The organism is Zoogloea sp. (assembly GCF_017302315.1).
Taxonomy (GTDB): Bacteria; Pseudomonadota; Gammaproteobacteria; order Burkholderiales; family Rhodocyclaceae; genus Zoogloea.
Map to the genome: position 1 here is coordinate 1 of NZ_JAFLDT010000046.1, position 23,587 is coordinate 23,587.

At 65.9% G+C, this 23,587-nt stretch carries 32 protein-coding genes; 13 read left to right on the plus strand and 19 right to left on the minus strand.

Annotated features, from left to right (window positions below):
* Positions 1-187 precede the first annotated feature (187 nt).
* The 6 genes from J0L98_RS13860 to J0L98_RS13885 all read left to right on the plus strand — a co-directional run bounded on the left by J0L98_RS13860 (position 188) and on the right by J0L98_RS13885 (position 2,304).
* Positions 188-520, plus strand: a complete 333-nt coding sequence (locus J0L98_RS13860) for a hypothetical protein (RefSeq protein WP_296412360.1) — start codon at positions 188-190, stop codon at positions 518-520.
* A gap of 108 nt (positions 521-628) precedes the next feature.
* Positions 629-838 (plus strand): hypothetical protein, encoded by a 210-nt coding sequence (locus J0L98_RS13865; RefSeq protein ID WP_296412361.1) that lies wholly within the window; start codon positions 629-631, stop codon positions 836-838.
* Between the two features lie 31 nt (positions 839-869).
* Positions 870-1,214, plus strand: a complete 345-nt coding sequence (locus J0L98_RS13870; protein WP_296412362.1) for a hypothetical protein — start codon at positions 870-872, stop codon at positions 1,212-1,214.
* Between the two features lie 177 nt (positions 1,215-1,391).
* The gene (locus J0L98_RS13875; RefSeq protein WP_296412363.1) at positions 1,392-1,598 is read left to right on the plus strand and encodes a hypothetical protein; all 207 of its coding nucleotides are present in this window, start codon (positions 1,392-1,394) and stop codon (positions 1,596-1,598) included.
* Between the two features lie 282 nt (positions 1,599-1,880).
* Positions 1,881-2,177, plus strand: a complete 297-nt coding sequence (locus tag J0L98_RS13880; protein WP_296412364.1) for a type II toxin-antitoxin system Phd/YefM family antitoxin — start codon at positions 1,881-1,883, stop codon at positions 2,175-2,177.
* On the plus strand, positions 2,095-2,304 hold the full coding sequence (locus J0L98_RS13885) for a Txe/YoeB family addiction module toxin (RefSeq protein WP_296412365.1): 210 nt from the start codon (positions 2,095-2,097) through the stop codon (positions 2,302-2,304). The genes J0L98_RS13880 and J0L98_RS13885 overlap by 83 nt, the downstream gene beginning before the upstream one ends.
* A 236-nt stretch (positions 2,305-2,540) precedes the next feature.
* On the opposite strand, the gene rsmI is transcribed toward J0L98_RS13885, so the two are convergent.
* On the minus strand, positions 2,541-3,422 hold the full coding sequence (rsmI, locus tag J0L98_RS13890) for a 16S rRNA (cytidine(1402)-2'-O)-methyltransferase (RefSeq protein WP_365954794.1): 882 nt from the start codon (positions 3,420-3,422) through the stop codon (positions 2,541-2,543).
* On the opposite strand from rsmI, the gene J0L98_RS13895 reads away from it, so the two are divergent.
* The 5 genes from J0L98_RS13895 to J0L98_RS13915 all read left to right on the plus strand — a co-directional run bounded on the left by J0L98_RS13895 (position 3,398) and on the right by J0L98_RS13915 (position 5,944).
* Positions 3,398-3,847, plus strand: coding sequence for a YraN family protein (locus J0L98_RS13895; RefSeq protein ID WP_296412366.1), 450 nt, complete (start codon positions 3,398-3,400; stop codon positions 3,845-3,847). The genes rsmI and J0L98_RS13895 overlap by 25 nt on opposite strands.
* Entirely contained in the window at positions 3,837-4,202 is a 366-nt protein-coding gene (locus J0L98_RS13900; RefSeq protein WP_296412367.1) for an HIRAN domain-containing protein, read from the plus strand. The genes J0L98_RS13895 and J0L98_RS13900 overlap by 11 nt, the downstream gene beginning before the upstream one ends.
* Before the next feature lie 72 nt (positions 4,203-4,274).
* Complete coding sequence (locus tag J0L98_RS13905; RefSeq protein ID WP_296412368.1) at positions 4,275-4,868, plus strand: phosphoheptose isomerase; 594 nt, start codon at positions 4,275-4,277, stop codon at positions 4,866-4,868.
* On the plus strand, positions 4,865-5,494 hold the full coding sequence (locus tag J0L98_RS13910) for a BON domain-containing protein (protein ID WP_296412369.1): 630 nt from the start codon (positions 4,865-4,867) through the stop codon (positions 5,492-5,494). The genes J0L98_RS13905 and J0L98_RS13910 overlap by 4 nt, the downstream gene beginning before the upstream one ends.
* Positions 5,495-5,515: 21 nt before the next feature.
* Complete coding sequence (locus J0L98_RS13915) at positions 5,516-5,944, plus strand: four-helix bundle copper-binding protein (RefSeq protein WP_296412370.1); 429 nt, start codon at positions 5,516-5,518, stop codon at positions 5,942-5,944.
* Positions 5,945-5,964: 20 nt separating this feature from the next.
* Here J0L98_RS13915 and J0L98_RS13920 read toward each other — a convergent pair whose 3' ends face one another.
* The 5 genes from J0L98_RS13920 to J0L98_RS13940 form a co-directional block, all read right to left on the minus strand.
* Positions 5,965-6,372 carry a PPC domain-containing DNA-binding protein gene (locus J0L98_RS13920; protein ID WP_296412371.1) on the minus strand — a complete coding sequence of 136 codons (408 nt, stop codon included), beginning with the start codon at positions 6,370-6,372 and terminating at the stop codon, positions 5,965-5,967.
* 51 nt (positions 6,373-6,423) lie between these two features.
* A complete protein-coding gene (locus J0L98_RS13925) occupies positions 6,424-8,424 on the minus strand; it encodes a protein kinase (protein WP_296412372.1) in 2,001 nt (666 codons plus the stop codon).
* 13 nt (positions 8,425-8,437) lie between these two features.
* Positions 8,438-9,310 (minus strand): DUF3365 domain-containing protein, encoded by an 873-nt coding sequence (locus J0L98_RS13930; protein WP_296412373.1) that lies wholly within the window; start codon positions 9,308-9,310, stop codon positions 8,438-8,440.
* Positions 9,311-9,801: 491 nt separating this feature from the next.
* Complete coding sequence (locus tag J0L98_RS13935) at positions 9,802-10,371, minus strand: hypothetical protein (protein ID WP_296412374.1); 570 nt, start codon at positions 10,369-10,371, stop codon at positions 9,802-9,804.
* Positions 10,372-10,436: 65 nt separating this feature from the next.
* Complete coding sequence (locus J0L98_RS13940; protein ID WP_296412375.1) at positions 10,437-11,894, minus strand: PLP-dependent aminotransferase family protein; 1,458 nt, start codon at positions 11,892-11,894, stop codon at positions 10,437-10,439.
* Positions 11,895-12,066: 172 nt separating this feature from the next.
* Here J0L98_RS13940 and J0L98_RS13945 point away from each other — a divergent pair, with 172 nt between their 5' ends.
* On the plus strand, positions 12,067-12,471 hold the full coding sequence (locus J0L98_RS13945) for a hypothetical protein (RefSeq protein WP_296412376.1): 405 nt from the start codon (positions 12,067-12,069) through the stop codon (positions 12,469-12,471).
* Here the strand turns inward: J0L98_RS13945 and J0L98_RS13950 are convergent.
* The 12 genes from J0L98_RS13950 to J0L98_RS14005 all read right to left on the minus strand — a co-directional run bounded on the left by J0L98_RS13950 (position 12,468) and on the right by J0L98_RS14005 (position 21,526).
* Positions 12,468-12,716: a hypothetical protein gene (locus J0L98_RS13950; RefSeq protein WP_296412377.1), complete on the minus strand. Its 249-nt coding sequence runs from the start codon at positions 12,714-12,716 to the stop codon at positions 12,468-12,470. The two genes, J0L98_RS13945 and J0L98_RS13950, sit on opposite strands and share 4 nt — an antisense overlap.
* Before the next feature lie 167 nt (positions 12,717-12,883).
* On the minus strand, positions 12,884-13,324 hold the full coding sequence (locus tag J0L98_RS13955) for a nuclear transport factor 2 family protein (RefSeq protein WP_296412378.1): 441 nt from the start codon (positions 13,322-13,324) through the stop codon (positions 12,884-12,886).
* The gene (locus J0L98_RS13960; RefSeq protein WP_296412379.1) at positions 13,321-14,106 is read right to left on the minus strand and encodes an SDR family NAD(P)-dependent oxidoreductase; all 786 of its coding nucleotides are present in this window, start codon (positions 14,104-14,106) and stop codon (positions 13,321-13,323) included. The genes J0L98_RS13955 and J0L98_RS13960 overlap by 4 nt, the downstream gene beginning before the upstream one ends.
* A gap of 8 nt (positions 14,107-14,114) precedes the next feature.
* The gene (locus J0L98_RS13965) at positions 14,115-14,642 is read right to left on the minus strand and encodes a DUF3833 domain-containing protein (RefSeq protein ID WP_296412380.1); all 528 of its coding nucleotides are present in this window, start codon (positions 14,640-14,642) and stop codon (positions 14,115-14,117) included.
* On the minus strand, positions 14,639-15,898 hold the full coding sequence (locus tag J0L98_RS13970; RefSeq protein ID WP_296412381.1) for an MFS transporter: 1,260 nt from the start codon (positions 15,896-15,898) through the stop codon (positions 14,639-14,641). The genes J0L98_RS13965 and J0L98_RS13970 overlap by 4 nt, the downstream gene beginning before the upstream one ends.
* Positions 15,898-16,425: a chalcone isomerase family protein gene (locus tag J0L98_RS13975; protein ID WP_296412382.1), complete on the minus strand. Its 528-nt coding sequence runs from the start codon at positions 16,423-16,425 to the stop codon at positions 15,898-15,900. The genes J0L98_RS13970 and J0L98_RS13975 overlap by 1 nt, the downstream gene beginning before the upstream one ends.
* Positions 16,409-17,638, minus strand: a complete 1,230-nt coding sequence (locus J0L98_RS13980) for a cyclopropane-fatty-acyl-phospholipid synthase family protein (protein ID WP_296412383.1) — start codon at positions 17,636-17,638, stop codon at positions 16,409-16,411. The genes J0L98_RS13975 and J0L98_RS13980 overlap by 17 nt, the downstream gene beginning before the upstream one ends.
* Positions 17,635-18,408: a DUF1365 domain-containing protein gene (locus J0L98_RS13985; protein ID WP_296412384.1), complete on the minus strand. Its 774-nt coding sequence runs from the start codon at positions 18,406-18,408 to the stop codon at positions 17,635-17,637. Before J0L98_RS13985 ends, J0L98_RS13980 begins: the two co-directional genes overlap by 4 nt.
* Entirely contained in the window at positions 18,408-19,748 is a 1,341-nt protein-coding gene (locus J0L98_RS13990) for an FAD-dependent oxidoreductase (RefSeq protein ID WP_296412385.1), read from the minus strand. The genes J0L98_RS13985 and J0L98_RS13990 overlap by 1 nt, the downstream gene beginning before the upstream one ends.
* A 152-nt stretch (positions 19,749-19,900) precedes the next feature.
* Positions 19,901-20,701, minus strand: coding sequence for a GTP cyclohydrolase FolE2 (gene folE2 / locus J0L98_RS13995; RefSeq protein WP_296412386.1), 801 nt, complete (start codon positions 20,699-20,701; stop codon positions 19,901-19,903).
* Positions 20,702-20,740: 39 nt separating this feature from the next.
* The gene (locus tag J0L98_RS14000) at positions 20,741-21,304 is read right to left on the minus strand and encodes a glutathione peroxidase (RefSeq protein WP_296412387.1); all 564 of its coding nucleotides are present in this window, start codon (positions 21,302-21,304) and stop codon (positions 20,741-20,743) included.
* A gap of 12 nt (positions 21,305-21,316) precedes the next feature.
* Positions 21,317-21,526, minus strand: a complete 210-nt coding sequence (locus J0L98_RS14005; RefSeq protein WP_296412388.1) for a hypothetical protein — start codon at positions 21,524-21,526, stop codon at positions 21,317-21,319.
* 84 nt (positions 21,527-21,610) lie between these two features.
* On the opposite strand from J0L98_RS14005, the gene J0L98_RS14010 reads away from it, so the two are divergent.
* The gene (locus J0L98_RS14010; protein ID WP_296412389.1) at positions 21,611-22,546 is read left to right on the plus strand and encodes a MerR family transcriptional regulator; all 936 of its coding nucleotides are present in this window, start codon (positions 21,611-21,613) and stop codon (positions 22,544-22,546) included.
* Here J0L98_RS14010 and gluQRS read toward each other — a convergent pair.
* Positions 22,537-23,466 carry a tRNA glutamyl-Q(34) synthetase GluQRS gene (gluQRS, locus tag J0L98_RS14015; protein ID WP_296412390.1) on the minus strand — a complete coding sequence of 310 codons (930 nt, stop codon included), beginning with the start codon at positions 23,464-23,466 and terminating at the stop codon, positions 22,537-22,539. The two genes, J0L98_RS14010 and gluQRS, sit on opposite strands and share 10 nt — an antisense overlap.
* Positions 23,467-23,587: the final 121 nt, after the last annotated feature.

Here is a 23,587-nt window from a genome sequence, read left to right on the forward strand (position 1 = left end):
CTGTGTTCATGCTGGCCTATCCTCACGATGTTGTGCAGAATCACCCCTCATGAGCGAGGGCGTGAGATCACACAGTAGATCGTGCGGTGGCGGAGAGGGGATTCTCCGCGGAGCGGCTTCGTCCAACAACCGGTTCCAGCGGACGGTCCGCTACGCGGCCCGCCGCTGAACCGGAACGTTGGGCATCATGATCTTCGTTGCTGAAACTGAGGAGCGCTCGCTCTACAAATTTCCGACTGAAGCGGAAGCCATAGCTCACTGCGAAGGCTTAGATGTTGAGGCTGCTATCTGGCTCTTCTGGGACGACTCAGGAAGTCCGCTGGAACCTCTATTCTCTGTGCCAAACATGCGCGGTCTACTCACCGTCGCCAACGGCGTCTACACCCTTGTACCGGCTGCGGCGGAACATCATGGTTCGTTGGCTGAGGTTCTGTATGAGATTCTTCACTTCGAGGCTCAAGCACCATTCAATTCCGAGGCTGGTGTTCGGAGCCATATTTCCAGAGGACAGGCTGCATAGCATGCGTAACTCCTCTTCGTCGTCACATATGCTGCCCAACATCACAATCCATCGGGCCTTCGGCAAGCTGCGCTTGCCTACGTCCGGTGATTTTCAACTTTGGGCATCATGAAGAAGCTCTCTTACTGGCCCTCACTTCTCGCCTTCGCAAGCGTCTCAGCCTTTGTTGGCGCTGCGCTGGACTACTTTGCGGGGTTGAGCTTCTGGTTCGGAGTTGCCATTGGAGCGGGAGCGCTATTTCTCAACGGAATCGTCGCCACCATAGAAGATGAAAGTCCAGGCGGTTTCAACAACCCTAAGCGGACGCAAGACAAATGAGGCTGCACAACACAGGGAGAGGTCCATCAACGTGACCAAGGCAACAATCGCCATCGCGGCTCTCGTGCTCACTCTTGTCGTGTCAAACCTTTGGTGGGCCTATCGAATGTTCGATTCCGGCATAACCCAAACCTACGCTCGTGCTTCTCAAGAGGCTACCTCTGAGGCGCTATCGCAAACACTCGCCATTCTGCCCATTGTTGTCAAAGCAGGTGTCACACGAAACGAAATCGTCTCTGCTGCTCGCATCCCAAACGATCATACCGAACCGTACGAAAAGGAAGGATATGTCTGGGTGGGCCAACTGGGCTTGAAGTTCAATCCGGGAGGTCAGTTCGAGAAGGCAATAGCAGGGCCGGAGGGGCCCGCACAATGACGCCCAACTCTTCGATTGAGAGGACGTGCCCCGGCGAGCCGGGGCACGTCCTCTCATCTAAAACGTTGAGGCTGTAGAAAAGCCCTTCTCCCAACGACCGCCGAATGCCTTCGGTACAATTGGACATCCCACCTCCGGAATTCCCCGACGCCCCGCTTCAAGACCCCCGATTACGGTTTGAAGATGATTTCGGTGGATTTCCAGCGCCAGGTTCTGCCCGTCTCCTTCGAGTTCGCCCTGTGCCATCTGGTCGATAAGGAACTCGATCTCTCCGCCCTGCGTTCGCGCTTTCGCAACGATTCGGGGGGTGCCCCCGCCTTCGATCCAGCCGTGCTCCTCAATAGAGCCATTCGGGACAGACCACAGTATTACCACGCCAATTGAAACGCGCAGCACGTTTCACTGGCCGTAAGCACTTCAGCAACCGCTGAAACTATGCCACTGACTGAAACCCTTCCTGCAAGCAAGCTCGGCAGGCCGCCCTTGTCGCCCTTGTCGCCCTTGTTTTTGACACGCTCGGATTTCATCTGCGGAAATCCGAGGGCACGACATTGAAAGCCCCCGTCCCCACAATCTCCACGCAGACCTACACAAAAGGCCACTCAAGTATCGATTGATACCACGTACGCAAATACGTACCACACCGACTCTCACTGGAGAGCAACCATGACCACCCTCACCGCAAGCGAAGCACGGGCCAACTTGTATCGCCTCATCGACCAGGCTGCGGAGTCCCATCAGCCGATCCACATCGCGGGCAAGCGCACAAGCGCGGTCCTGGTGTCAGCAGAGGATTGGCAGTCCATCCAGGAAACGCTGTACCTCTTGTCGGTTCCCGGCATGCGCGAGTCCATCAAGGAAGGCATGGCTGAACCCCTTGGTGGCAGCGGGATTGAAGTCAAAGGCCCAGGATCTGTTCGCCGTTCTGTCAGACGATCCATTTCAGAACCCTCCGCCTTGTGAGAGGCTCGTTGGTGATCTCGTGGGTGTACGCTCCCGGCGGATCAATTTTCATCACGGGCTGGTCTACGAAGTATTTGTCGAAGAGCGCGTTGTTCGCGTGCTCGGGATGTGGTCGTACTACATATAAAGGTGGCGCAAGAGGGACCGTTGGGGCGACTGAAGTCGCCCCTACAGGTGATGCGGCGCGATCTGTCAGACGACGGGGCTAACTTGGGTTTTCTGGTTCAACACGGCAGTCAATCGGGCAGGTCTGACCTACGTCCTGCTATTTCGCGATCAGGCCTGTGGGCGACCTGTGCCACGGCCAGCCAGGGCAACTTCAACCCTTGTCTATGCACTGATCCTGAACCCTAAAACCAAGCCTCACCCCTCGTCCTTCATCGCCAGCGCCCTCTCATACAGCGCATTCTTCGACGCCCCCGTAATCGCCGCCGCCAGCTTGGCGGCCTGCTTCACCGGTAGCTCGGCCAGCAGCAGGCCGAGTACCCGCTCCGCCTCGGGCGAAAGGCCTTCAGCCACCGGCGCGGCCGACACCAGCAGCACGAACTCCCCCCGCGCCCGGTTGGCGTCGGCGGCGAGCCAGGCGGGGCCTTCGGTGATGGGCATGCGCACGATCTGCTCGAACATCTTGGTCAGCTCGCGGGCCACGACCAGTTCCCGCGCCGGCTCGAAGACGGCCGCCAGATCGTCGAGGGTTTCGGCGATGCGGTGGGGTGCCTCGTAGAACACCAGGGTGCCGGGCACGCTGCGCAGGCTTTCCAGGCTGGCGCGGCGGGCGGCGCTCTTGGTGGGCAGGAAACCATGGAAGTGGAAATGCCCGTCGGCCAACCCGGAGGCTGACAGGGCGGTGATCACCGCGCTGGCGCCGGGCACCGGCACCACCGGGAAGCCGGCGTCCTGGACCCGGGCCACGGCGCGGGCGCCGGGGTCGGACACGGCCGGGGTGCCGGCATCGGTGATCAGGGCCACCTGCTTGCCCTCCTCCAGCATGCGGATCACCAGCCCGGCGGCGGCCTGTTCATTGTGTTCGTGCAGGGCCACCAGGCGCGTCTTGATGCCGAAGGCATCAAGAAGGCGTTGGCTGTGGCGGGTGTCCTCGCAGGCCACCGCGTCCACCGCCCGCAGCACGGCCAGGGCGCGCAGGCTCATGTCCTGCAGGTTTCCCAGGGGCGTGGCCACCACATACAATGACGATGTCTTGGAGAGTGGGGAAGCCGAAGATGCGTCGGACGGTGCAGAAAGCATGGCAGGCGTGGTGCGGAAAGGCGGGGGAGCCCGATTGTGGGGGCGGGGGCACGCCGACGCAAGCCGAACACCTGCGGCGTGGGGCGTCGGCGGAAGCCCTGGCCGCAGCACACCTGGAAAGCCGGGGCCTGGTGATCCTGGCCCGCAACCTGCGCTGCCGAGGTGGTGAAGTGGACCTGATCGCCAACGAACGCGGGTGCATCGTCTTCATCGAAGTGCGCCTGCGCAGCAATGGCCGCTTTGGCGGCGCTGCGGCCAGCATCACCCCCGCCAAGCAGCGGCGTGTGATCCTGGCCGCCCGCACCTGGCTGGCGGGTGCCGGCCGCGCCCACGCCAATGCGCCCTGCCGCTTCGATGCCATTCTGCTCGACGACCTGGACCCGGCCCGCATCGACTGGCTGCGGGGTGCCTTCGATGCGGAGTAGGCTGGCTGCCATCGCCCTCCTCTTCTGCCTGCCCGCCGGCGCCCAGCAGGTCCGCATTCTGGTGCAAAGTTCTCCGCTGGCCGGCTTCCAGTACTACGGCGGCAAGATCCTGTGGGACGAGATGCGCGAGGGCGACCGCCTGGCCCTGATCCGCGAGCCCGACAATCCCCACGACGCCAAGGCCGTGCGCGTCGAGTGGCGCGGCACCAAGCTCGGCTACCTGCCCCGCGCCGAAAACCGGGATGTGGCCGAGGCCATGGACCAGGGCGCGCCGGTGAGCGGCCGCATCGGCCGCCTGGTGGCACACCCCAACCCCTGGAAACGCCTGCGGGTGGACGTGCTGGTGGGTTTGTAAGCGGATCTCTCGCACCCGACGGGCACTGCGGACGCAATGCTAGAATCGCGGGCACTTTCCCCGGAGTTCGTGATGGATCTCGTCGCCCGCATTGCCCAGCAGTTCACCGACAGCGCCCAGACCAAGCTGGCGTCCCTGGAGTTCATGGCCGAACCGATCGCCGCCGCCATCGAGGCCATGACCCACAGCCTGATGGCCAATGGCAAGATCCTGGCCTGCGGCAACGGCGGTTCCGCCGCCGACGCCCAGCACTTTGCCGCCGAGCTGCTCAACCGCTTCGAGATGGAGCGCCCGCCCCTGGCCGGCATCGCCCTGACCACCGACAGCTCCACCCTCACCTCCATCGCCAACGACTACGACTTCACCCAGATCTTCTCCAAGCAGGTGCGTGCCCTGGGCCAGCCCGGTGACGTGCTGCTGGCCATCTCCACCAGCGGCAACTCCCCCAACGTGATCGAGGCCATCCATGCCGCCCACGAGCGCGAGATGCGCGTGGTGGCCCTGACCGGCAAGGGCGGTGGCGCCATGGCGGAACTCCTCGGCCCCGACGACATCCATCTCTGCGTTCCCTCCGATCGCACGGCCCGCATCCAGGAAGTCCATCTGATCACCCTGCATTGCCTGTGCGACGGCATCGACTGTCTCTTTCTCGGAATCGAAGAATGAACCCCATCCGCAAGACTCTCGCCTGGACGGCCCTCGCCATCGGCACCCTGACCGCAGCCCAGGGCTGCATCCCCGTGATCGTTGGTGGCACCGGCGCCGCCGTGGCCATGGCCACCGACCGGCGCAGCTCGGGCACCTACGTGGAAGACGAAGGCATCGAATGGAAAGCCAGCAATCGCATCAACGAGCGCCTCGGCGACAAGGTGCACGTCAACACCACCTCCTTCAACCGCAAGCTGCTGCTCACCGGCGAAGCCTTCAACGAGGCCAGCCGTGAAGAGGCCGGGCGCATTGCCGCTGCCGTCGAGAACGTGAAAGAGGTGGTCAACGACCTTCGCATCGCCCCCACCAGCACCCTCTCGGCCCGCGGCAACGACAGCTACATCAGCTCCAAGGTGAAGGCCCGTTTCGTGGACCAGAAGGATTTCCGCATCCAACAGGTCAAGGTGACAACGGAAGCGGGCACGGTCTTCCTGATGGGTCTCGTGACCGAAAAGGAGGGCAACGCCGCCACCGAAGTGGCGCGTACCACCAATGGGGTACAGAAAGTGGTGCGCGTTTTCGAGTACATCTCTGAAGATGAGGCCCGGCGACTCGACAATATCACCGGCTCATCCACCAAGTAGCCCTTTCCCGGAGATTCCACCATGAACCGTCGTGACGCCCTCTTCGCCACCGGCGCCCTGCTTGCCGCCGGCGCCGCCTCCGCCGCGGCCGACCACAGCCACCATCACGCGGGCCCCCACCCCTGGCAGGCGGTGCTCGACACCGCCGGCATCTGCGTCGAAAAAGGTGAGGTGTGCCTGACCCACTGCATCATGCTGATGGGGGAAGGCGACAAGACCATGGCGGCCTGTGCCACCAGCGTGCGCGAGATGCTGGCTTCGTGCCGCGCCCTCATCACCCTGGCCGGCGCCGAATCAAAGTTCGCCCCCAAGCTGGCCGCCCTGTGCGTGGATGTATGCAAGGCCTGTGAGGCCGAGTGCAAGAAGCACGCCGACAAGCACAAGGCCTGCAAGGAATGCATGGAGAGCTGCACCGAGTGCGCCAAGGCCTGCAAGGCCAAGGTGGCCTGAATACCCGCTGAAGGCCTTCGTCAGCCGCCCGGCTGGCGGGGGCGCACGCTCAGCTCCGCGTAGCCGGTGCCCAGATCCGGCTCGCGCATGAAGCTCCAGTCAGGCAGCAGCCCCAGCAGGATTTCCGCCGTGGTGCGGATGGTGCATCCGTAGGCCAGATGCCCCCCCAGCACCTCACCCGTGGCCGTGGCCAGGGCGGCGTGCAGGTGGGATCCGTTGGCGGCAATGCTCCCCGACAGGCTCAGCAGCTCGATCTTTCCCGTCAGCATGTCCGCATCGTCGGCGCCGGCCCGGCGCAGATGGGCCTTGTCGAGGCTGCCGATGCCGGCCACCACGAAGGCTGCCGAAAAGCCCTCGGCAAAGACAAGGCACTCCAGCGCGCGGCGGAGATCCTGCCCCGGGGTCAGACGCAAGGGCCGCATTTCCATTCCAGAATTCCCGTTCACGTAATGCCCCTCCGCTGAAGGTGCTCGCCGGGCTCACAGCCCGGCGTCATTCAGAAAACGCTGCCGTTCGGCATCCTTGTCCAGGTGGCTGGCCAGCGCCCGGCACAGGGTATCGAGGCTGTTGGCGGTACGCGACTCGCGCCGCACCAGCACCTTTGCCATGGGGCCCATGTGCCGGGCGAAGAGCTTTTCGATACGCTCCAGGTCGGCGCTGGCGATGACGCTCGCAGCCGCTGCCGACGTAGCACTGGTGCTCGGGTTCGCAACGCTGCGTAAAGAGGACGAGGCGCCGGACAGACCGGAACCGGCAAGGGCGCTGGACAGGAATGCCGAGCGGGGGGCCGGATCGGGGATCAGATCGGCAAGGCTCTGCAAGAGCTCTCGCAGGCTGCCGGCACGGGGCACCGTGCGGCGCACGAGGATGCGGGCCATGGGGCCGATATGCTGGGCCAGGATTCGCTCGGCGCTGTCGATGGCCGCCGGCGTGATGTCGGCCCCGCTGGCCGGGCGACTGAGGGAGGGCTCCCCCGCCGCACCGCAGGCCGCCAGGTGCTCGCCGTTCCACAAATAGAGATCATGATCCCGCGCGAGGGGATCACGGCGCAGGCCCAGGTGGCGAAAGCACTCGCCGGCATTGCGCTTGAGGTGCTGGATGACTTCGTAGTAGGCCCGCGCCACCAGCACCTGGCCGGGCTCCGAGAAGCGCATCACCCGGAAGGCAGTGGTGATGCCATCGCCAAGAATGCGGGAACGGCCGTTGGGGTCGGGCGCCACCCGCACCGGCCCCAGGTTGATCCCCATATGCACCCCAAGCCCTTCACTGGCCGCCGTATCGCCCAGCTGCACCGCGGTGCGCAGGGCATCCTCGGGGTCGCCCACGTAGCACACGGCGCACCCCTCCTTCGTATTGACGGCCAGACGGCTGGTGGGCGGCACGGGTGCGATGGCCTGACTGAGCATGCGCACCAGCCGCGTGCGCCTTTCGGACTGGATGGCCGGATCATCGGCGGGCGACACCACATCCGCAAACAGCACCGCGCCGATGAAAGTCCTGGCCTCGGAGGCCGACAGGCCCATGGGCAGCGGTGCCTCGACGGGCGGATCGACCGGCCCCTCGCCGCCGGTGGGGGGTGCCAGGCAGGCCCGTCGGAAGTCCGCCACCTGACGGGGGCGCTTGTCTTCATCCGGGTTGAGGGCCCAGTCGATGGCGTTGAGCAGGCCGAGGCCGAAGGCATCCACATTGCCGATGCCCGCCGCCGGGGGCATGTTGTCTTCGCGCAGGCGGGCAAAGGCTTCCACCGGCAGCTTGCCGGTGACCATCCAGTACATGACCCCTGCCAAGGCGTACAGATCCGTCCAGGGCCCCTGCTTGCCGTGGCGGTGGTACTGCTCCGCCGGGGCAAACCCGGGCGTGACCACCGCCGTGAGGGCCTGTTCCTGGCCGTCCTCGTTCTCGAGACGGCGCGCGGAGCCGAAATCCAGCAGCACCGGAGTGCCGTCGGCGCGCATGTAAATGTTGCCCGGCTTGATGTCCCGGTGCAGGAAACCGGCCCGGTGGATGGCCTCGAGCCCGTCCAACAGGGGCCGCACGATGTTGAGCAGGGTCGGGCGATCCAGGGGCAGGCGCCCGATCAACCATTGGTGCAGGGGCTCCCCGGTCTCGTACTCCATCACCATGTAGGCGGTTTCGTTGGCCTGGAAGTAGCGCAGCACACGGACGATGCCGGGGTGATGAAAGCTGGCCAGGGCGCGACTTTCCAGCAGGAAGCGCTTGAGGCCCCATTCGAACCCCTTGGTGGCCTTGGCCGAACGGGCACGCACGGAGCAATCCGCTTCCCGCAGGGCGAGATCCTTGGGGACGTATTCCTTGATCGCCACCCGGCAATCCAGGTGGGTGTCGTGGGCCAGATAAGTGATGCCGAAGCCCCCGCCACCGAGCACACTCTCAATGCGGTACTCGTTGAGGACATAGCCCCGCTGCAGGGCGAGGTGATCGTCCTGGCCGTCACGCGAAACGCAGGTGGTGTCGCTCATCAGGCCGCGCGGCTCAGGAATCGATCATCTGCATGGCCTTTTCGAGACTGCGGCGCATGCGGTTGAAGGAACTGGCGAGAACCGCCACTTCGTCGCGACCGTTCTCGGGAAACTCGGGCTGGTCGAAGTCGCCGGTGCTGATTTTGTCCGCCGCCGCCGACATGCGCGACACCGGCTGGATGATCAGCCACGACAGCATCAGGTTGAGGACCACGAAGACCGCCGCGAAGACCGCCGCCAGGGAGGCCATGAAGGTACGGAAGGTCTGGCCCGCGTTCTCGAGGGGAACCGACATGGGCACCGACACCACCTGGGCCCCCACCACCTCGTTGAGCTTCCAGCCGAAGCCGTTGGCCGTGCCATAGACCTTGATCATGCTTGCCGGCGCCACATCCGGCGTGCTGTGGCAGGGCAGGCAGGAGGCGGTCTCGATGCGGATGGGGTGGGCGATGTAGAGGGTCGGACCGGTGGGGGTGTCCCGCTGGCCGGTGATCTCCCGGCTGTCGGGGCGGTTGCGGAAGCTGTTGATCAGATCGGCCTCCCAGTCAGCGGCCCGGTCGCGGGGGTTGGTTGGGTTGAGGGTGGCTTCCTTGTAGTCGTAGTTGGGGTACTTCTTGCGTAGCTGGGCGAGGGTTTCAGTGGCCGCGTAGGCCGGCACCGTCTGGGGCAGGAACTGCTTTTCCATCAGGGGGTTGAGGTGGGGGCGGACCTGGGCCACGGTATAACCCCGCACGGCCATGGCCGCCTCCATCACCAGCCGGGCCTCACCCAGCACCTGCTCGCGGGCATGACGGTGGAGCAGTTCGTGGGAAATGTAACCGGCCACACCAAAGCCGGCGAGAAAGACCGCCAGCAAGACCAGATTGAATTTGAGTCGCAAGCCCATGGCTGAAATCCCCGGATTCGGCCTGAGCGGCCCCAAACACGAGGAGACATTTTGTCACATCACGGGAAGATCAAGGGACTCTCTCAGAGGGTGTGAAGAAATCGTTGCGAACGGTTCGAGTTTGCCCCGAGAAGCGCAGCCGTACAAGGGTACGGTGAGCATGCAGGGGCGAAATCGGGCCGCGCAGTGGATTTATCCTATTTTCCTCTGTTGTCCTCCCTGAACCAGACGCAAACCCATTGCTGACGCGGGTTTTCCCTCCACTGGCCGTATCACCCGAGGGGTGAAGCTGAAGGGGTTAATGGGAGGCTCAGACGGCGGCTGGAGGGACTGTAGGGGCGACTTCAGTCGCCCGCGGACTTCGATCAAGGGCATGTTGGTGATCGACGTGCGGATGGGCGACTGAAGTCGCCCCTACAGGAGAGACCGTATCGACCGTCAGACGACACGTCAAACGGAGGAAATTAGGTCTATTCAACCCTCGCACACCATCAACGAATTTTCAGGGTGCCCAGCCAGCGGCTGGCGGGATCGATGTCGGTGGTATCGGCGGCGCCATAGGGAGGCCGCGTGTCCACTTCGGGCGGCGCGCCGATCTGGTTCAGATCCACGGCCTGGGCGGTGCCGACAATGCCATCGGCCGTGACGCGCATGCGGTAATACACCCCGTTCCAGAGACGCGCCCCGAACTCGGCCGGCGACTTGTACAGGAAGAGCAGCGAGTGCTCGAGCCAGCCCAGGTCATCCCGGGTCACCGTGGCCGGATTGCGGTGCGGGTAAGGCACATGGCACAGCACTTCGGGCCCCTCAAGGCACTTGAACTCCCGCATGGACAGGAAGAAATCCTTGAAGCGGTCGTGATCCAGATGCAGCACGAAGGCGGTGCGCGCCCCCTGCGGATGAAAGCTGACGGTGCCGATGGGCACCGTCGTGCCGTCGCGGCCTTCCAGCGTAATGGCCCGGGTACCGCTCAGATCCCAGGGGTGTGCCGCAGCGGGCAGCGCCATGAGGATGGCAGAGACGATCAGCGGGCCGGTCTTGCGCAGGAACAGGGCAGGCATGGCAGCAGCTCCGGTAGCGACATGCAAGGATGGATCATCTGTGCCGGTCTTCGTTCCCCGCAACCTCACACGGTGGCGACGATTTCACCAAGTCGGGTCAGCGCCGCCTCGATCCGCGGGGAATAGGGGTAGCCGCAGCTTATCCGCAGGAAGCGATCGAAGCGCTCGGAATTGGAGAAGAGCAAGCCCGGCGCAACCCGGATGCCTTCGTGCAAGGCCGCCTCGAACACCCGCCGGGATGAGCACCCTTCAGGCATCTCCACCCACAGCAGCATGCCGCCGGAGGGCATGCTGAGGCGGGTGCCCGCCGGAAAGCGGGCGGCAATCGTCTCGGCCGTGCGTTCGCGCTGCGCCTTGAGCTGACGACGCAGGCGCACCAGATGCCGGTCGAAGGCGTGACCGGCCATGAACTCGCCGATGGCCATCTGGGCCAAGGCATCGTTGGGTCGGCTCTGGGCGTGCTTGAGCATGCGGATGCGGTCCTGCCAGCGGCCCCCGGTGACCCAGCCGATCCGCATGCCCGGGGCCAGGGTCTTGTGGAAGGAGCCGCAGTGGATCACGTTGCCGCGACGATCCCAGGCCTTGCAGACACGGAGAGGCGGGTCGTCGTCGCTCAGGGCACCGTAGATGTCGTCCTCGATCAGTGCCACGCCATGGGTCTCGCACAAGGCCACCAAGCGGGCCTTCTCCTCGTCGGGCATGACGCAACCGAGGGGGTTCTGAAAATTCGGCACCACCACGACCCCCGCGATCCGGCCGTGGGACTGGAAGGCCAGCTCCAGGGCCTCCACCGACAGGCCGCGGCTGGGGCTGGTGGGAATCTCCAGGGCGCGCAGGCCGAGGCTCTCGATGACCTGGAGAAGGCCGAAATAGGTCGGTGACTCAACTGCAATCATGTCACCGGGCCGGCTCACCGCACGCAATGCGAGGTTGATGGCCTCGGTGCATCCGTGGGTCACCAGGATCTCATCGGCGGTCAGGCTCATCCCGGCCACCAGGGCGCGCCGCGCCAGCGCGGCCCGGAAGCCCGGATCGCCCAGGGGCGGCACCGGGGTCACCAGCACCTCCGGGTGCCGGCGCAGGGCGCGCAGGGCGGCATTCTTCAGGGCCTCCTGGGGATAGGCCTCGGGGGCACCGAAGGCCAGGGCCAGGTTGGTGCGCACCGGGTAGCGTTCGCACTTGGTGACAAAGTCGGAAACCCGGTCGTGGATGCCGGCAAAGGCCGCCGGATCGGGCACCAGGGCTGCGGCCCGGGGGTCGGGCTCGCTGACCGGCTGCAGATGGGCGCGTCGTGGGCGTTGCACGAAGTAGCCGGAACGCGCCCGCGCCTCCAGCAGCCCCTCATCCTCCAGGGTTCGACAGGCCTGCAGCACCGTGGACAGGCTGACCCCATGCTGGCGGACCAGGCTGCGCAGGGAGGGCATGCGCTGGCCGGGGGGCAGCACGCCGGACTGGATGGCCCGCCGGTAATGGGCGGCCATGCGGGCGTAGAGCAAGGTGTCGGTGGTGGTCTCGATGTCCATGGCGCGATGATCCCCGAAGGCGTGCGGAAGCCACAGATACAGATGGGGGCAAAGCGCACAATAACAGGACGCGGAATTCCGTGTTGAACCGATACAGAAAGGCCGGACCTGTGCCTGCCGGTCCATGGGGGGAATTCGTAAGCTGCAGCCATTCCCACTACCGGAGCCCGCCATGGACCCGATTCTCCCCAAGCCCGATGAAACCCTATACCTCGCGGCGCAGCAGCAGCACCTGCGTCCGGTCAGGGCCGGCACCCTTGTTCTGGTGGAAGAAGGCCTTGTGCTGCTGGAGGAGCCGCCCCGCTGGCTGGGGGAGCGGATGCAGCGCGCGCGCCTGCAGATTGAGGCGGGCTGCTGCCATGTGCTTGAGGAGGATGGCTGGATCGGCCTGACGTCCCCGCGGGGCGCCAGACTGCGGGTGGCGGCCGGACGGCCTGCCGATGAAGACCTGGGAGATCTGCTGGTGGCCCGGCTGCGTTGCCTGCGCACCCTGGAAAACCGCTTGCTGGCCGCGCTGGCGGCGGCCCTGCGGCTACGCGTGGAGGAGCGGGAAAACCCGGGGAGACCGGCGCCCTAACGGACGGCGGCTGGCCGCTTCATGAGGTAGGCCGCCTCGATATCCCACTCGGCCAGGATCTCCGCCGCCTCGCAGGCCTGCTTCGGGTCGTCGAAACCTTCCCGCGAAGGCACCCGGACGAAGCTGCGGAGAGAACGGCCGTTCTTGCCGAATAGGTCGTACCAGCCGTCCCACTTCCCGTCGTTGTCGCGGCGGGGGACTGCATAAGGCTGAAAGGAAAAATCACCGTGTGTCTGCAAAGTCATCCTGATGCTCCCATCGATCCACGGACATGCGGACGGTTCGTCGCGCAGGGAATCGTGACTGAATTCTAGAGTCCGCAAAAAAGAGCAAGGTAAAACATCATGGCAGACTGGCATCAGGACGCAATCATTCACAATGTCACTGCCGTACCGGCGGAATGTCCGGGCCGTCAGGCTGCCGACATGCGCCGCCGCAGCCAGTTCAGTGCGGTGCCCACCAGCGGCAGGCGGGAGAACAGCTCCTCACCGCTATCCCAGTAGTCCCGGTGAGCCATGACCCGACCGTCGGCGGCAAAACGCAGGTGGGTGGCACCGCGGATGCATTGCAGCTCGGCCTCCTTCCAGCCCCGGAAGCGGAACTGGAACTCCCAGGCCAGCCAGGCTTCGTCGCCCTCCGCCATGCGGTGGGTCACCCGGAAGCAGGGTGCCTGCACCTGCTCGTACATATGCCGGAACACCTTCTCGATGGCCGGCACGCCACACACTTCATTGAAGGGATCCTTGAAGCGGGCATCGGCGGCATACACCTCGGCGATGCGGGCCAGGCTGGCGGGAGACAGGGTTTCGTAGAACTCGACCACCCGCGCCACGGCTTGATGCGTGTCGTTCACAGGCCGGTGCTCCGGGCGATCAGGCGGAAGTAGAGCCGGTCGGGCAGGATGCCGAGCAGCTTCAGGGCGCCGGTGAAGCGGCGGGGAAAATGGATCTCGAAGGCGCCACTGGCAAAGCCCCTGACGATGCGCGCCGCCGCATCCGCAGCGGTGATCAGCGCCGGCATCTCGAAATCGTTCTGGGCAGTGAGGGGCGTGGCGACAAAACCGGGATTGATCAGGAACACCGACACGCCCTTGGGGGCCAGGTCGAGGTACAGGGTTTCGGCAAAGTTGATCAGCGCCGCCTTGCTCGGCCCGTAGGCCAGGGCCTTGGGCAAACCCCGGTAGCCGGCCACACTGCCGACGATGGCCAGCGCCCCGTGCCCCTGGAGAAGCAGTTGCGGCAAGGCCGCGGCCACACCGTCCATCACCCCGAGGAGGTTGGTGTGCACCGTATGGCGGGCGTTCTCGGCGGTCAGCTCCCAGGCCCGCAGGGGCAGATAGGTGCCTGCGTTGAGGATGACCAGATCCACACCGCCCCAGGCGTCCAGCAACTGCAGCATGGCCGGGGTGAAGGCCCCCGCATCGGTCACATCCAGGGGCAGCACCAAGGCATCGCGCAGCCCGCCGGCCACCTGCTGCAGGCCTTTGGCACTGCGCGCCGACAGGGCCAGCCGCGCGCCGCGGGCGTCCAGCTCAGCAGCCAGCGCAGCGCCGATGCCCGAGGAGGCACCGACGATCCACACCCGCCGGCCCTGCCAGTCGGTGATCGGCGTGTTCAGCGGGTCAAACCAGCCCATCCCCATGTCTAGTCGCGCTTGCGGAAACTCAGGGTCACTTCGCCCAGGTGGAAGCCGAACTTGCTCATCACCGAACGGTTGAGCATCACCCGGTCATCCATCAGGAACATCCAGTCGTCGAAGTCCACGTTGTAAACCTTGCCATCCACCGGCAAGGCCATCACATACTTCCAGCGTAGTGCATTGCCGCGGGCTTCGCCGCTTGCCTCACCGACCACGTCATCGGCCTTGCCGGAGTAGCGGTGGGCGTCCAGCCGGGTGAGGGTCCACACCCGGCGCTGGGTGCTGCCGTCCGAGTAGGTGAAACGCTCGTCCAGGGTGCCGGTGTTGCCCGTCCAGCGGGCATCGATGACCACGTGGAATCGCTTTACCACCTTGCCGGAACGATCCTGGAAGATACCGTCGGCGTCGAGGGTGCCGTTGAAATAGCGGGTCAGGTCAAGCTCGGGCTTCTCGGTGGCGTAGTCGGCCACCTCCACCGACGCACAGCCGCCAAGCCCCACGAAGCCCGCCATCAGGATAGCCAGTTTGCTCATTGCAATTCCCCTTCCATGATCCGGCGCCACCGCCACAGGGCGGCAGCCGCCATCAGTTTGAGTACCAGGGGCACCACCGCATACACGGCCGACAGGGCCGCCATGGCGTCCGCATCCCGTGCCCCCGGCGCGTAGCCGAGAAAGCCCAGCAGCGGCAGGGCCAGCCCGGCCGCGAGGGCAAGATTGGCCTTGGTGACGAAGGCCCACCAGCCGAAACAGGCGCCAGCGCGCGCCTCCTCGCGGCGCGCCAGCTGATCGGCGAGCAGGGCCGGCGGCAGGGCCAGATCGGCGCCCAGGGCCAAGCCCGACAAAGCACACAGGGCACCGAAGGCCAGGATGTCGCCGGGGCCGATGAATGCGGCCCAGGCAAACACCGCCACGGCCAGCCCCATGCCGGCCAGCCAGGCCCGTGCCTTGCCCACCCGCCGGGCCAGACGCACCCACACGGGCAGGCCCGCGGCGCCAGCCAGAAAGTAGAGGGCCAGGAACAAGCCCGACAGGTCCTCCCGCCGGACCACATCGGCCACGAAGAACAGCACTGTGGACGCCGGCACCGCCGCCGCGATGCCATTGAGGGCGAAGACCCCCAGCAAGGCGGCAAAGGGCCGGTCGGCGAGGACGCCGCGCAGGGCCGCCCACGGGTTCTCATGCCGCGCCACGGGGCGTCGGCCGGCGGGCATGCCCGGCAGGCTGACCAGGGCCACCAGCCCCAGGATCGTCACGAAGACCAGCCCCGTCCGCGCCAGCCCGGCCTCCATGGTGGCGGCCAGCACGCCCGGCAGGGCAGCCGCCAGCAACACGCCAACAAGTCCGAAGCCCTCCCGCGAGGCCACCAGGCGGGTGCGCATGTCGCTGCTCTCGCCCAGCTCGGCGCCCCAGGCCCCGTGGTTGATGGTGGCCACCGAGTAGCCGAAGGTCACCACCACCAGCAAGCTCGCCAGCCACAGACCGCCCGCCCCGGGGGGCGGCGCCAGCAGGCCGCCCACCCCCAGGGCCAGCAGGGGCAGGGCCAGGGCGATGAGCCGTCGGCGACTCAGGAAGCGGTCGGAGGCCCAGCCGATCAGGGGGTCGCTCACCGCGTCGACGATGCGGGTCAGGAGCAGGATGGCCCCCACCAGGGCGAGGCTCAGCCCGGCCTGGTCAGCGTACAGTTTGGGCACATGCACGTAGATGGGCAGTGCGGCAAAGGCAAGGGGCAGGCCGAGCAGACCATATCGCAGGCCAAAAAAGGCTACATGTCGCTCGCCGGCCGGCATCACGAGGCCTGCCCGAGCAAGCGGCTGCGCAGGGCGGGAACCCGGGTGCGGCTGTCCAGCCAGATGGCGAAGAAGGCGCGGGCAAAGGCCGGATCGGCCACCTCGCCCGCCAGCCGGCCCTGGTGGTAGAAGGCCGCGCCACGGCCCGGCAGATGCACCCCGACGAGGGTCTCACCCGCCGCCACATCCGGAAATACCCGCTCCAGCTCCGCCTTCCAGCGGCCGAGGCGGGCATCGTCGCCGCCGCCGAGGCGCCGCATCTCATCAAGACTGGTGCTCACCAGGGTCTCCCGCGAGAACCCCCGGGTATAGGTCAGCACGAGGGCGAATGGGGCGTCCTCCCGATAGCCTTGGGCGCCGACCCACAGGGCCGCTTCATAGAGGCGCAAGCCCAGGAAGCGAGCCTCGCCGCTGCCGAGGGTGCGCCAGCCCGGTGCCAGGGCCTTCACCGGCTCGGGCAGGCTCGCCGCCACCGGCGCCGCCAGGGCCAGGGCGACGGCCACCAGGACCTTAGCCAGACCGCGCATGGCTTAGCTGGAACTGATGCACATCCACGGTGCCCGCCCGGAAACCGGCTTCGCAGTAGGCCAGGTAGAAACGCCACAGGCGCACGAAACGCTCGTCGTAGCCGAGCGCACGCACCTCCGGCAAGGCGGCCTCGAAGCCTTCGCGCCAGCGCACCAGGGTCTCGGCGTAGTCCTGTCCAAAGGCCAGATCCCCTCGCACGACGAGCCCGGCCTTGCGGACGTGCCGGCCGAACACCGCCGGGCTGGGCAGCATGCCGCCCGGAAAGACGTAGCGCTGAATGAAATCCGTACCCTTGCGATATCCGGCAAACAGGGCATCGGCAATGGTGATGGTCTGCACCACGGCGCGGCCACCGGGCTTGAGACGATCGCGGATCTGGGCGAAATAACCCGGCCAGAAGCGCTCACCGACCGCCTCCATCATTTCGATGGAGACGATGTGATCGTAGCTACCGCGGACATCCCGGTAATCGCACAGCTCAAAATCGGCACCGTCGGCCCAGCCCCCCTGCTCCGCCCGGGCCCGGGCCCAGCCCAGCTGCTCCCGCGACAGGGTCAGGCCAAGCACCCGGCAGCCGTACTCCTTGACCGCGATCTCTGCAAAGCCGCCCCAACCACAACCGATTTCCAGGATTAGCTGGCCGGGCCGCACATCCAGCTGCTCAAGCACATTGTGGTACTTGCGGCGCTGGGCACGCTCCAGCGACTCTCCCGGCGCCAGGCTCAGGGCACTGGAATAGCTCATCCCCGGGTCCAGCCACAGGCGGTAGAAATCGTTGCCCAGGTCGTAGTGGGCCTGGATGTTGCGAAGGGAACCTGCCCGGGTGTTGGCCCGCAGCAGGTGGGTCAGGCGATGGCCGATCAGGCGCCAGGCCTTGCCGTGGATGGCGCGCTGCAAGGTCTCCCGGTTGCGGGCCAGCAGCGTCAGCAGGGCCGGCAGGTCGGCGGTCTGCCAGTCGCCGGCCATCCAGGCCTCGGCAAACCCGATATCTCCCTTGGCCAGAATCTCGTCAAAGACCGCTTCGTCGGCCACACTCATGTGGGCCACGCAGGGGCCGCGCCCGACCCGCCGGGTCAGGCCGGTGCCGATCTGCACATCGATGGCGCCGCCGCCGATGCTGTCAAGAAGCCCCAGCACGAGGCGGGTGCCGCGGCGCAGGTGCGCAGCCTGGTCGGCAACGGCGCCGACAAAGGGGTGTTCCAGCCGGTTCATGACGAAAGCTCCTCGGTGGGCGGATGGGGTTTGCAGAAGAAGGGAACGCGACGGAGGGCGAGCCGCAAGGCTTGCCAATGGATACGGGCCACCACGCCGAAGCTCATCAGCGGCAGTCGCCCCAGCCAGCCAAGCAGGACGCGGCCGGTGAGGGGCTGCTCCCGGCCCGATAGGCGGGTGGCGAGCTGGCAGTGGCCGCCTTCCCAGTAGTCAATGGCGGTGCTCACCACCCCACCCTGGCGGGAGAAGCGGAAGCGGTACTCACCCCGCACCGGAAAGAAGGGCGACACATGAAAGACCTTGCAGGCCTTCAGCTCGTCACCGGCCGTAATGGGGCGGTGGTCCGGGTGGGCCACCAGATAGTTGTGATGCTCGCCGAAGGTGTTGCTGACTTCGGCCAGCACGGCGCGCAGGCCGCCCTGTCGGTCGTGGCAGAACCAGAAGCTCACCGGGTTGAACAGGAAGCCGAACATGCGCGGCATGGTCTGCAGCACCACCTCGCCGTCGGCTTCGACCAGCCCCTGGCGGTCCAGCAGGTCGCGGATCCAGGGCAGCAGGGGTGAGCCGTTGCGGGCCCCGTGGTCGCGGCTGCGCAGGGAGAACACGCCCGGGCGATCCACACCCAGCAGCGGCACACGCAGGCCCTCCAGGCGGCTGAGGGGAATGCGCAGGGTGGCCAGGGGATAGGTGAAGCGGTTGTGCACCGGGCGGGTGCGCTCGTGCATCACCGCGCCCATGCACACCTTCGGCGCGAAAGCCTCGGCCGCCATCAGGCCACCACCTCGCTGAACTGACCGCTCCCCTGCCAGGGTGCCGCCACCCCCAGGGCCGCCGCCACGGCGAGGGCCGACTTGAGCCCGTCCTCATGGAAGCCGTAGCCTGTCCAGGCACCGGCAAACCAGCTATGGCCTTGCCCCTGCAGGGCCGGCAGGCGGGCCTGGGCGTCAATGGCGCCCTGGTCAAAGACCGGGTGAGCATACCCATAGCGCCCGAGCACGGTATCGGCCTCTGGCTCGACGAGGGGATTGAGGGACAACACCACCGGGGTGGACACGGGCAGCGGCTGCAGCCGGTTGAGAAGGTAGGACACGGACACCGGCCGCTCACCGGGGGCCCCCTCGCCGGACAGGTAGTTCCAGGCGGACCACACACCGCGTCGGCGGGGTAGCAGGCGCGTGTCGGTGTGCAGCCAGGCATCGTTGTGCTGGTACTTGACGGCCCCCAGCACTGCGCGCTCGAGCTCGCTGGCGTCGGCGCCGAGCAGGGCCAGGGTCTGGTCGGAGTGGCAGGCAAACACCACCTCGTCGAAACGCTCGACATCGCGGCGGGTACGCACGGCCACGCCGAAGCCCGCCTCACGACGCACCTCCAGGACGGGGGTGGCGACCCGCACTTCGCCGATACCGCTTGCCAGCTTGTCCACGTAGCTGCGCGCACCGTTTCTCACGGTGTACCAACGCGGGCGGTCGAAGACCTGCAGCAGGCCGTGGTTGTGGCAGAAACGCACAAAGGTGGCCAGCGGATAGGCCAGCATGCTGCGGGTCGGGCAGCTCCAGATGGCGGCAGCCATGGGGATCAGGTACCAGTCGCGGAAAGCGTGGCCATAGCCATTAATCAACAGGTAGTCACCGAGGGCCATGTCGGGGGTCGTGCCTTCCCGGGCCATGCGGGTGGTTTCCCGATTGAAGCGCCCAATGTCCTGGAGCATCTGCCAGAACGCCGGCCGCAGGAGATTGCGGCGCTGGGCAAAGAGGCTGGCCAGATCGCTGCCCGCCCACTCAAGGTCGTTCGACGCAAGGCTCACGCCGAAGGACATCTCGCTTTCCACGGTATCGACGCCGAGGAGGGCAAAAAGGGCACACAAGTTGGGGTAGGTGCGTCGGTTGAAGACCAGGAAACCGGTATCCACCGGAAAGCACTGCCCATCCACCTCGATGTCCACCGTGTGGGTGTGCCCCCCCAGGTAATCTCCTCCTTCGTACAGCACCACCTCGTGTTCGCGGCTGAGCAGCCAGGCACTCGCCAGGCCGGCGATGCCGGCGCCGATCACGGCAATGCGCCTACCCTCCCGGGGACGGGGAGCGAACTTGTCTAGCGGACCACGATCCATTGGCTACTCCTAACTATGACTCTGGCGCTCAGCGCATGTGAAAAAACGTAGCAAGCAGTTCGAGTTCGTCCCGAGAAGCGCAGCCGTGCCGGGCGTACGGCGCGCATCGCAGGGGCGAGATCGGGCCGCGCAGTAGCGCTATTCACACGCGCTCAATCGTTGCGGCCTTCCATGAGGGCGTAGGCCGAGTGGTTGTGGATCGACTCGAAGTTCTCCGATTCCACCGTCCAGGCCGCAATGCGCGGCTCGGCGCGCAGGCGCAGGGCCACGTCGCGCACCAGGTCTTCGACGAACTTGGGGTTGTCGTAGGCACGTTCGGTCACCCACTTTTCGTCCGGGCGCTTGAGCAGGCCGAAGATCTCGCAGGAGGCCTCCTCCTCGGCGATGCGTACCAGTTCCTCCAGGCTCATGTCCTCCCGCAGCAGCACGCTCAGGGTCAGGTGGGAGCGCTGGTTGTGGGCGCCGTAGTCGGAGATCTTCTTGGAGCAGGGGCACAGGCTGGTCACCGGCACCACCACCTTGATGCTCAACGCCGCATCGCGACCGAAGGCCTTCTCGACCGTCACGGTAGCGTCCAGATCCAGCAGACTTTCAACCCCGCTGACCGGTGCACGTTTGCGCATGAAGAAGGGGAAGCACACCTCCATCCGGCCGGCCGTCGCCCCCAGGTGGATCAGGGTTTCGCAGATCATGCCGCGCAGGCCCTCCAGATCCAGGGCCGCGCGATCAGCCTCGAGCACCTCGACGAAGCGCGACATGTGGGTGCCCTTGACCTCGGGCGGCAGGAACACGGTCATCTCCAGCGTGGCGACGGTGTGCTGGACCTGCCCATCCCGATCCAGAAAGCGCAGGGGATAACGCAGGCCACGCACGCCGACTCGCTGGATGGCGAGCTGGCGCAAGTCCTCACTGGCCTGTACATCGGGAAGGTGCAGCTTTTCAGGGGCATTCACGGGGCAGTCTCCTGTCGGGGGCCGGGGGAAGGATGGCTATCAAGGCCGCTCGGCGAGGGCCTTTTCAATGGCATTCACGAGGGTGCGGCTGTCCGGTGAGGTGGTGCTGGGGAAGCTCGACACCTTCTGGCCGCTGCGATCAATCAGGTATTTATGGAAATTCCACTTCGGCCGCTCTCCGGTGAGGGACGCGAGCTGGCGATAAAGGGGATTGGCGGTCGCCCCGACCACGTCGGTCTTCGCAAACATCGGGAACTTGACGCCGTAGGTCAGGCGGCAGAAGTCGGCGATCTCCTTGTTGCTGCCGGGCTCCTGACTGCCGAAGTCGTTGGACGGGAAGCCCACCACCACGAGGCCCTGCTCCCGATATTTGGCATGCATCTTTTCCAGCCCGTCGTACTGGCCCGTGAAACCGCAGTAGCTCGCGGTATTGACCACCAGCACGACCTTCCCCCGGTACTGGCACAGGGATTGGGGCACATCGTCCTGAAGCCGTGGAAAGCGATGATCGAGGAGGGGCGGGCACGCGTCCTGGGCAGCCCAGGAGGCGGCGGAGGCCAATAGCAGGGCGCCGATGAGTAGGGGGCGGGCAAGGCTGACCATGGTCTTCCCCGCTCAGAGACCGGCGTTCTGGTGCAGGAAGATCTTCACATCAAGATCGTCGTCCTGGACAGGGAAGGCGCTGGATTCCGACGCGGCCTGAGCAAGCGGACTCTCGAAGACGTGTGGCTGAGCGGCCATGTGCTGAACACCGAAGGCCACCGCCCCCATGAACAGCATGGTGGTGATCAGGCCGGAGGGTGTCTCGACGCGGGATGTGTTCATGATGTTTGTCCTAGACAATTGATAGACACATCCCTACACTAGAACCAAATATTCGCAATGTCAACATTTTGTCCAGGACAAAATATGAACACACCTCTCCAAGCAACCGGTCTGCCCATCGCCGCAGTGGAGCGCGACACCGGCCTGGCCAAGGACACCCTGCGCGTCTGGGAACGTCGCTACGGTTTCCCGCAGCCCGCGCGGGACGCCAATGGGGAGCGGACCTATCCGCTGGAGCAGGTGGACAAGCTGCGCCTGATCCGGCGCCTGATTGATCAGGGTCTGCGCCCGGCGAAGATCATCGGCCTCGATGTGCAGGCCCTGGTGGGCATGCTCGACGAAATCGGCAAGCCCCGTGACGGCGGCGATCCGGAGCGCTGCGCGCAGTTCGCGGCCATCCTCAAGTTCGTGCGCCTGCACCTCCATGAGGATCTGCGGCGCACCCTGCAGCAACTACTGATGAAACTCGGCTTGCAGCGCTTTGTCAGCGAGGTGGTGGCGCCCCTCAACCGCGTGGTGGGTGACGCCTGGCTGCGCGGAGAGCTGGAGGTACCCGAAGAGCATCTCTACACGGAGCAGATCCAGAACATCCTGCGGGCCGCAATCAGTGCCCACGCCGCCCTGCGCAGCGGCCGGCCGGTGGTGATGTTGACCACCTTCCCCGAGGAACAGCATGCGCTCGGCTTGTTGATGGTGGAGGCAACCCTCACGCCGGAAGGCGCCTGCTGCGTCTCTCTGGGCACCCAGACCCCCCTTGAGGACATCCGCAACGCGGCCGCCAGCGGGCGCTTCGACATCGTGGCCGTCTCCTTCAGCTCGGCCTACCCGGCCCGCCAGGCCATTGATGGCCTGCGCACCCTGCGCAGCGGGCTGCCGGAGCAGGTCAGTCTATGGGCGGGCGGCGCGGCCCTGCAGGGGGCCGCCAGGAAACTCCCGGGCATCACGGTTTTCGAGTCCATTGATGATCTACCCGGCGCCCTCGATGCTTGGCGCAGGCTTTACTGCGCCGCTCAGGCGTAAGCGGGGCATGGCGCCGCGCGGCAGGACGGAACCCGTGCCAGCGACCAATTCCGCAAGGCCCATTGCCAGACATCGCTGAGGTCGCCATCCGCCAACCCGGGCGGGGGCGCCTGCCCGAGGAAGCGAAGGGCATCCACGAGCACCCGGGCGGGCGGCACCCCTTCCACGCTGCGGGCCAGCGTCTGCTTGGAGAGCTTCTCCCCCGCCCCGTTGGTGGCCACAGGGAGGTGTGCGTAGGACGGCGTGGGCAAGGCCAGCAGGCGCTGGAGCACGATCTGGCGCACCGTCGAGTCGAGCAGATCCGCCCCCCGGACCACCTCTGTCACCCCAGCCTCGGCATCGTCCACCACCACTGCCAGCTGGTAGGCGAAAAGGCCGTCGGCGCGCAGTAACACGAAGTCCCCCACATCGGCGGATACATCCTCTTCGATCCGGCCCTGAATGCCGTCCGGAAAGGCGATCCGGCCCGGCGGCACCCGCAGACGCCAGGCACGGGCCTCGCGGCCGGCCGGCAGCCCCGCTCGGCAGGTACCCGGGTAGCGGCGCGTGCCATCCCGGGCCAGGCCGGAATCAGCCATCTCCTTGCGGGTACACGCGCACCCGAAGAGCTGCCCATCCGCTTTCAGGCGGCCGAAAGCCTCCCGGTAAGCGGCTGTGCGCCGACTCTGCCAGACCACCTCGCCATCCCAGACAAAGCCAAAGGCTTCAAGGGTCCGCAAGATACCGTCCGCCGCACCGGGAACGCTGCGCGGCGTGTCCACATCCTCGATACGCAAGAGCCAGCGACCTTGCCGGCTCCGTGCCGACAAGCAGCTGCCAAGAGCCGCCACCATCGAGCCGAAATGCAGGGGCCCACTTGGCGATGGGGCAAATCGCCCGACGGGTGGAACCGTCGGCGCATCCGCCGCGTCATTCCTCATGCCTTTTCCATTTAACAAAAATATACAAATTCCAATGAATCAATCACTTACCAAAACCGACCGCAAAATCTATGACTTTCGGCATATTCCGCTTCCGGCAATGCCCCCGGATAATCAAGTC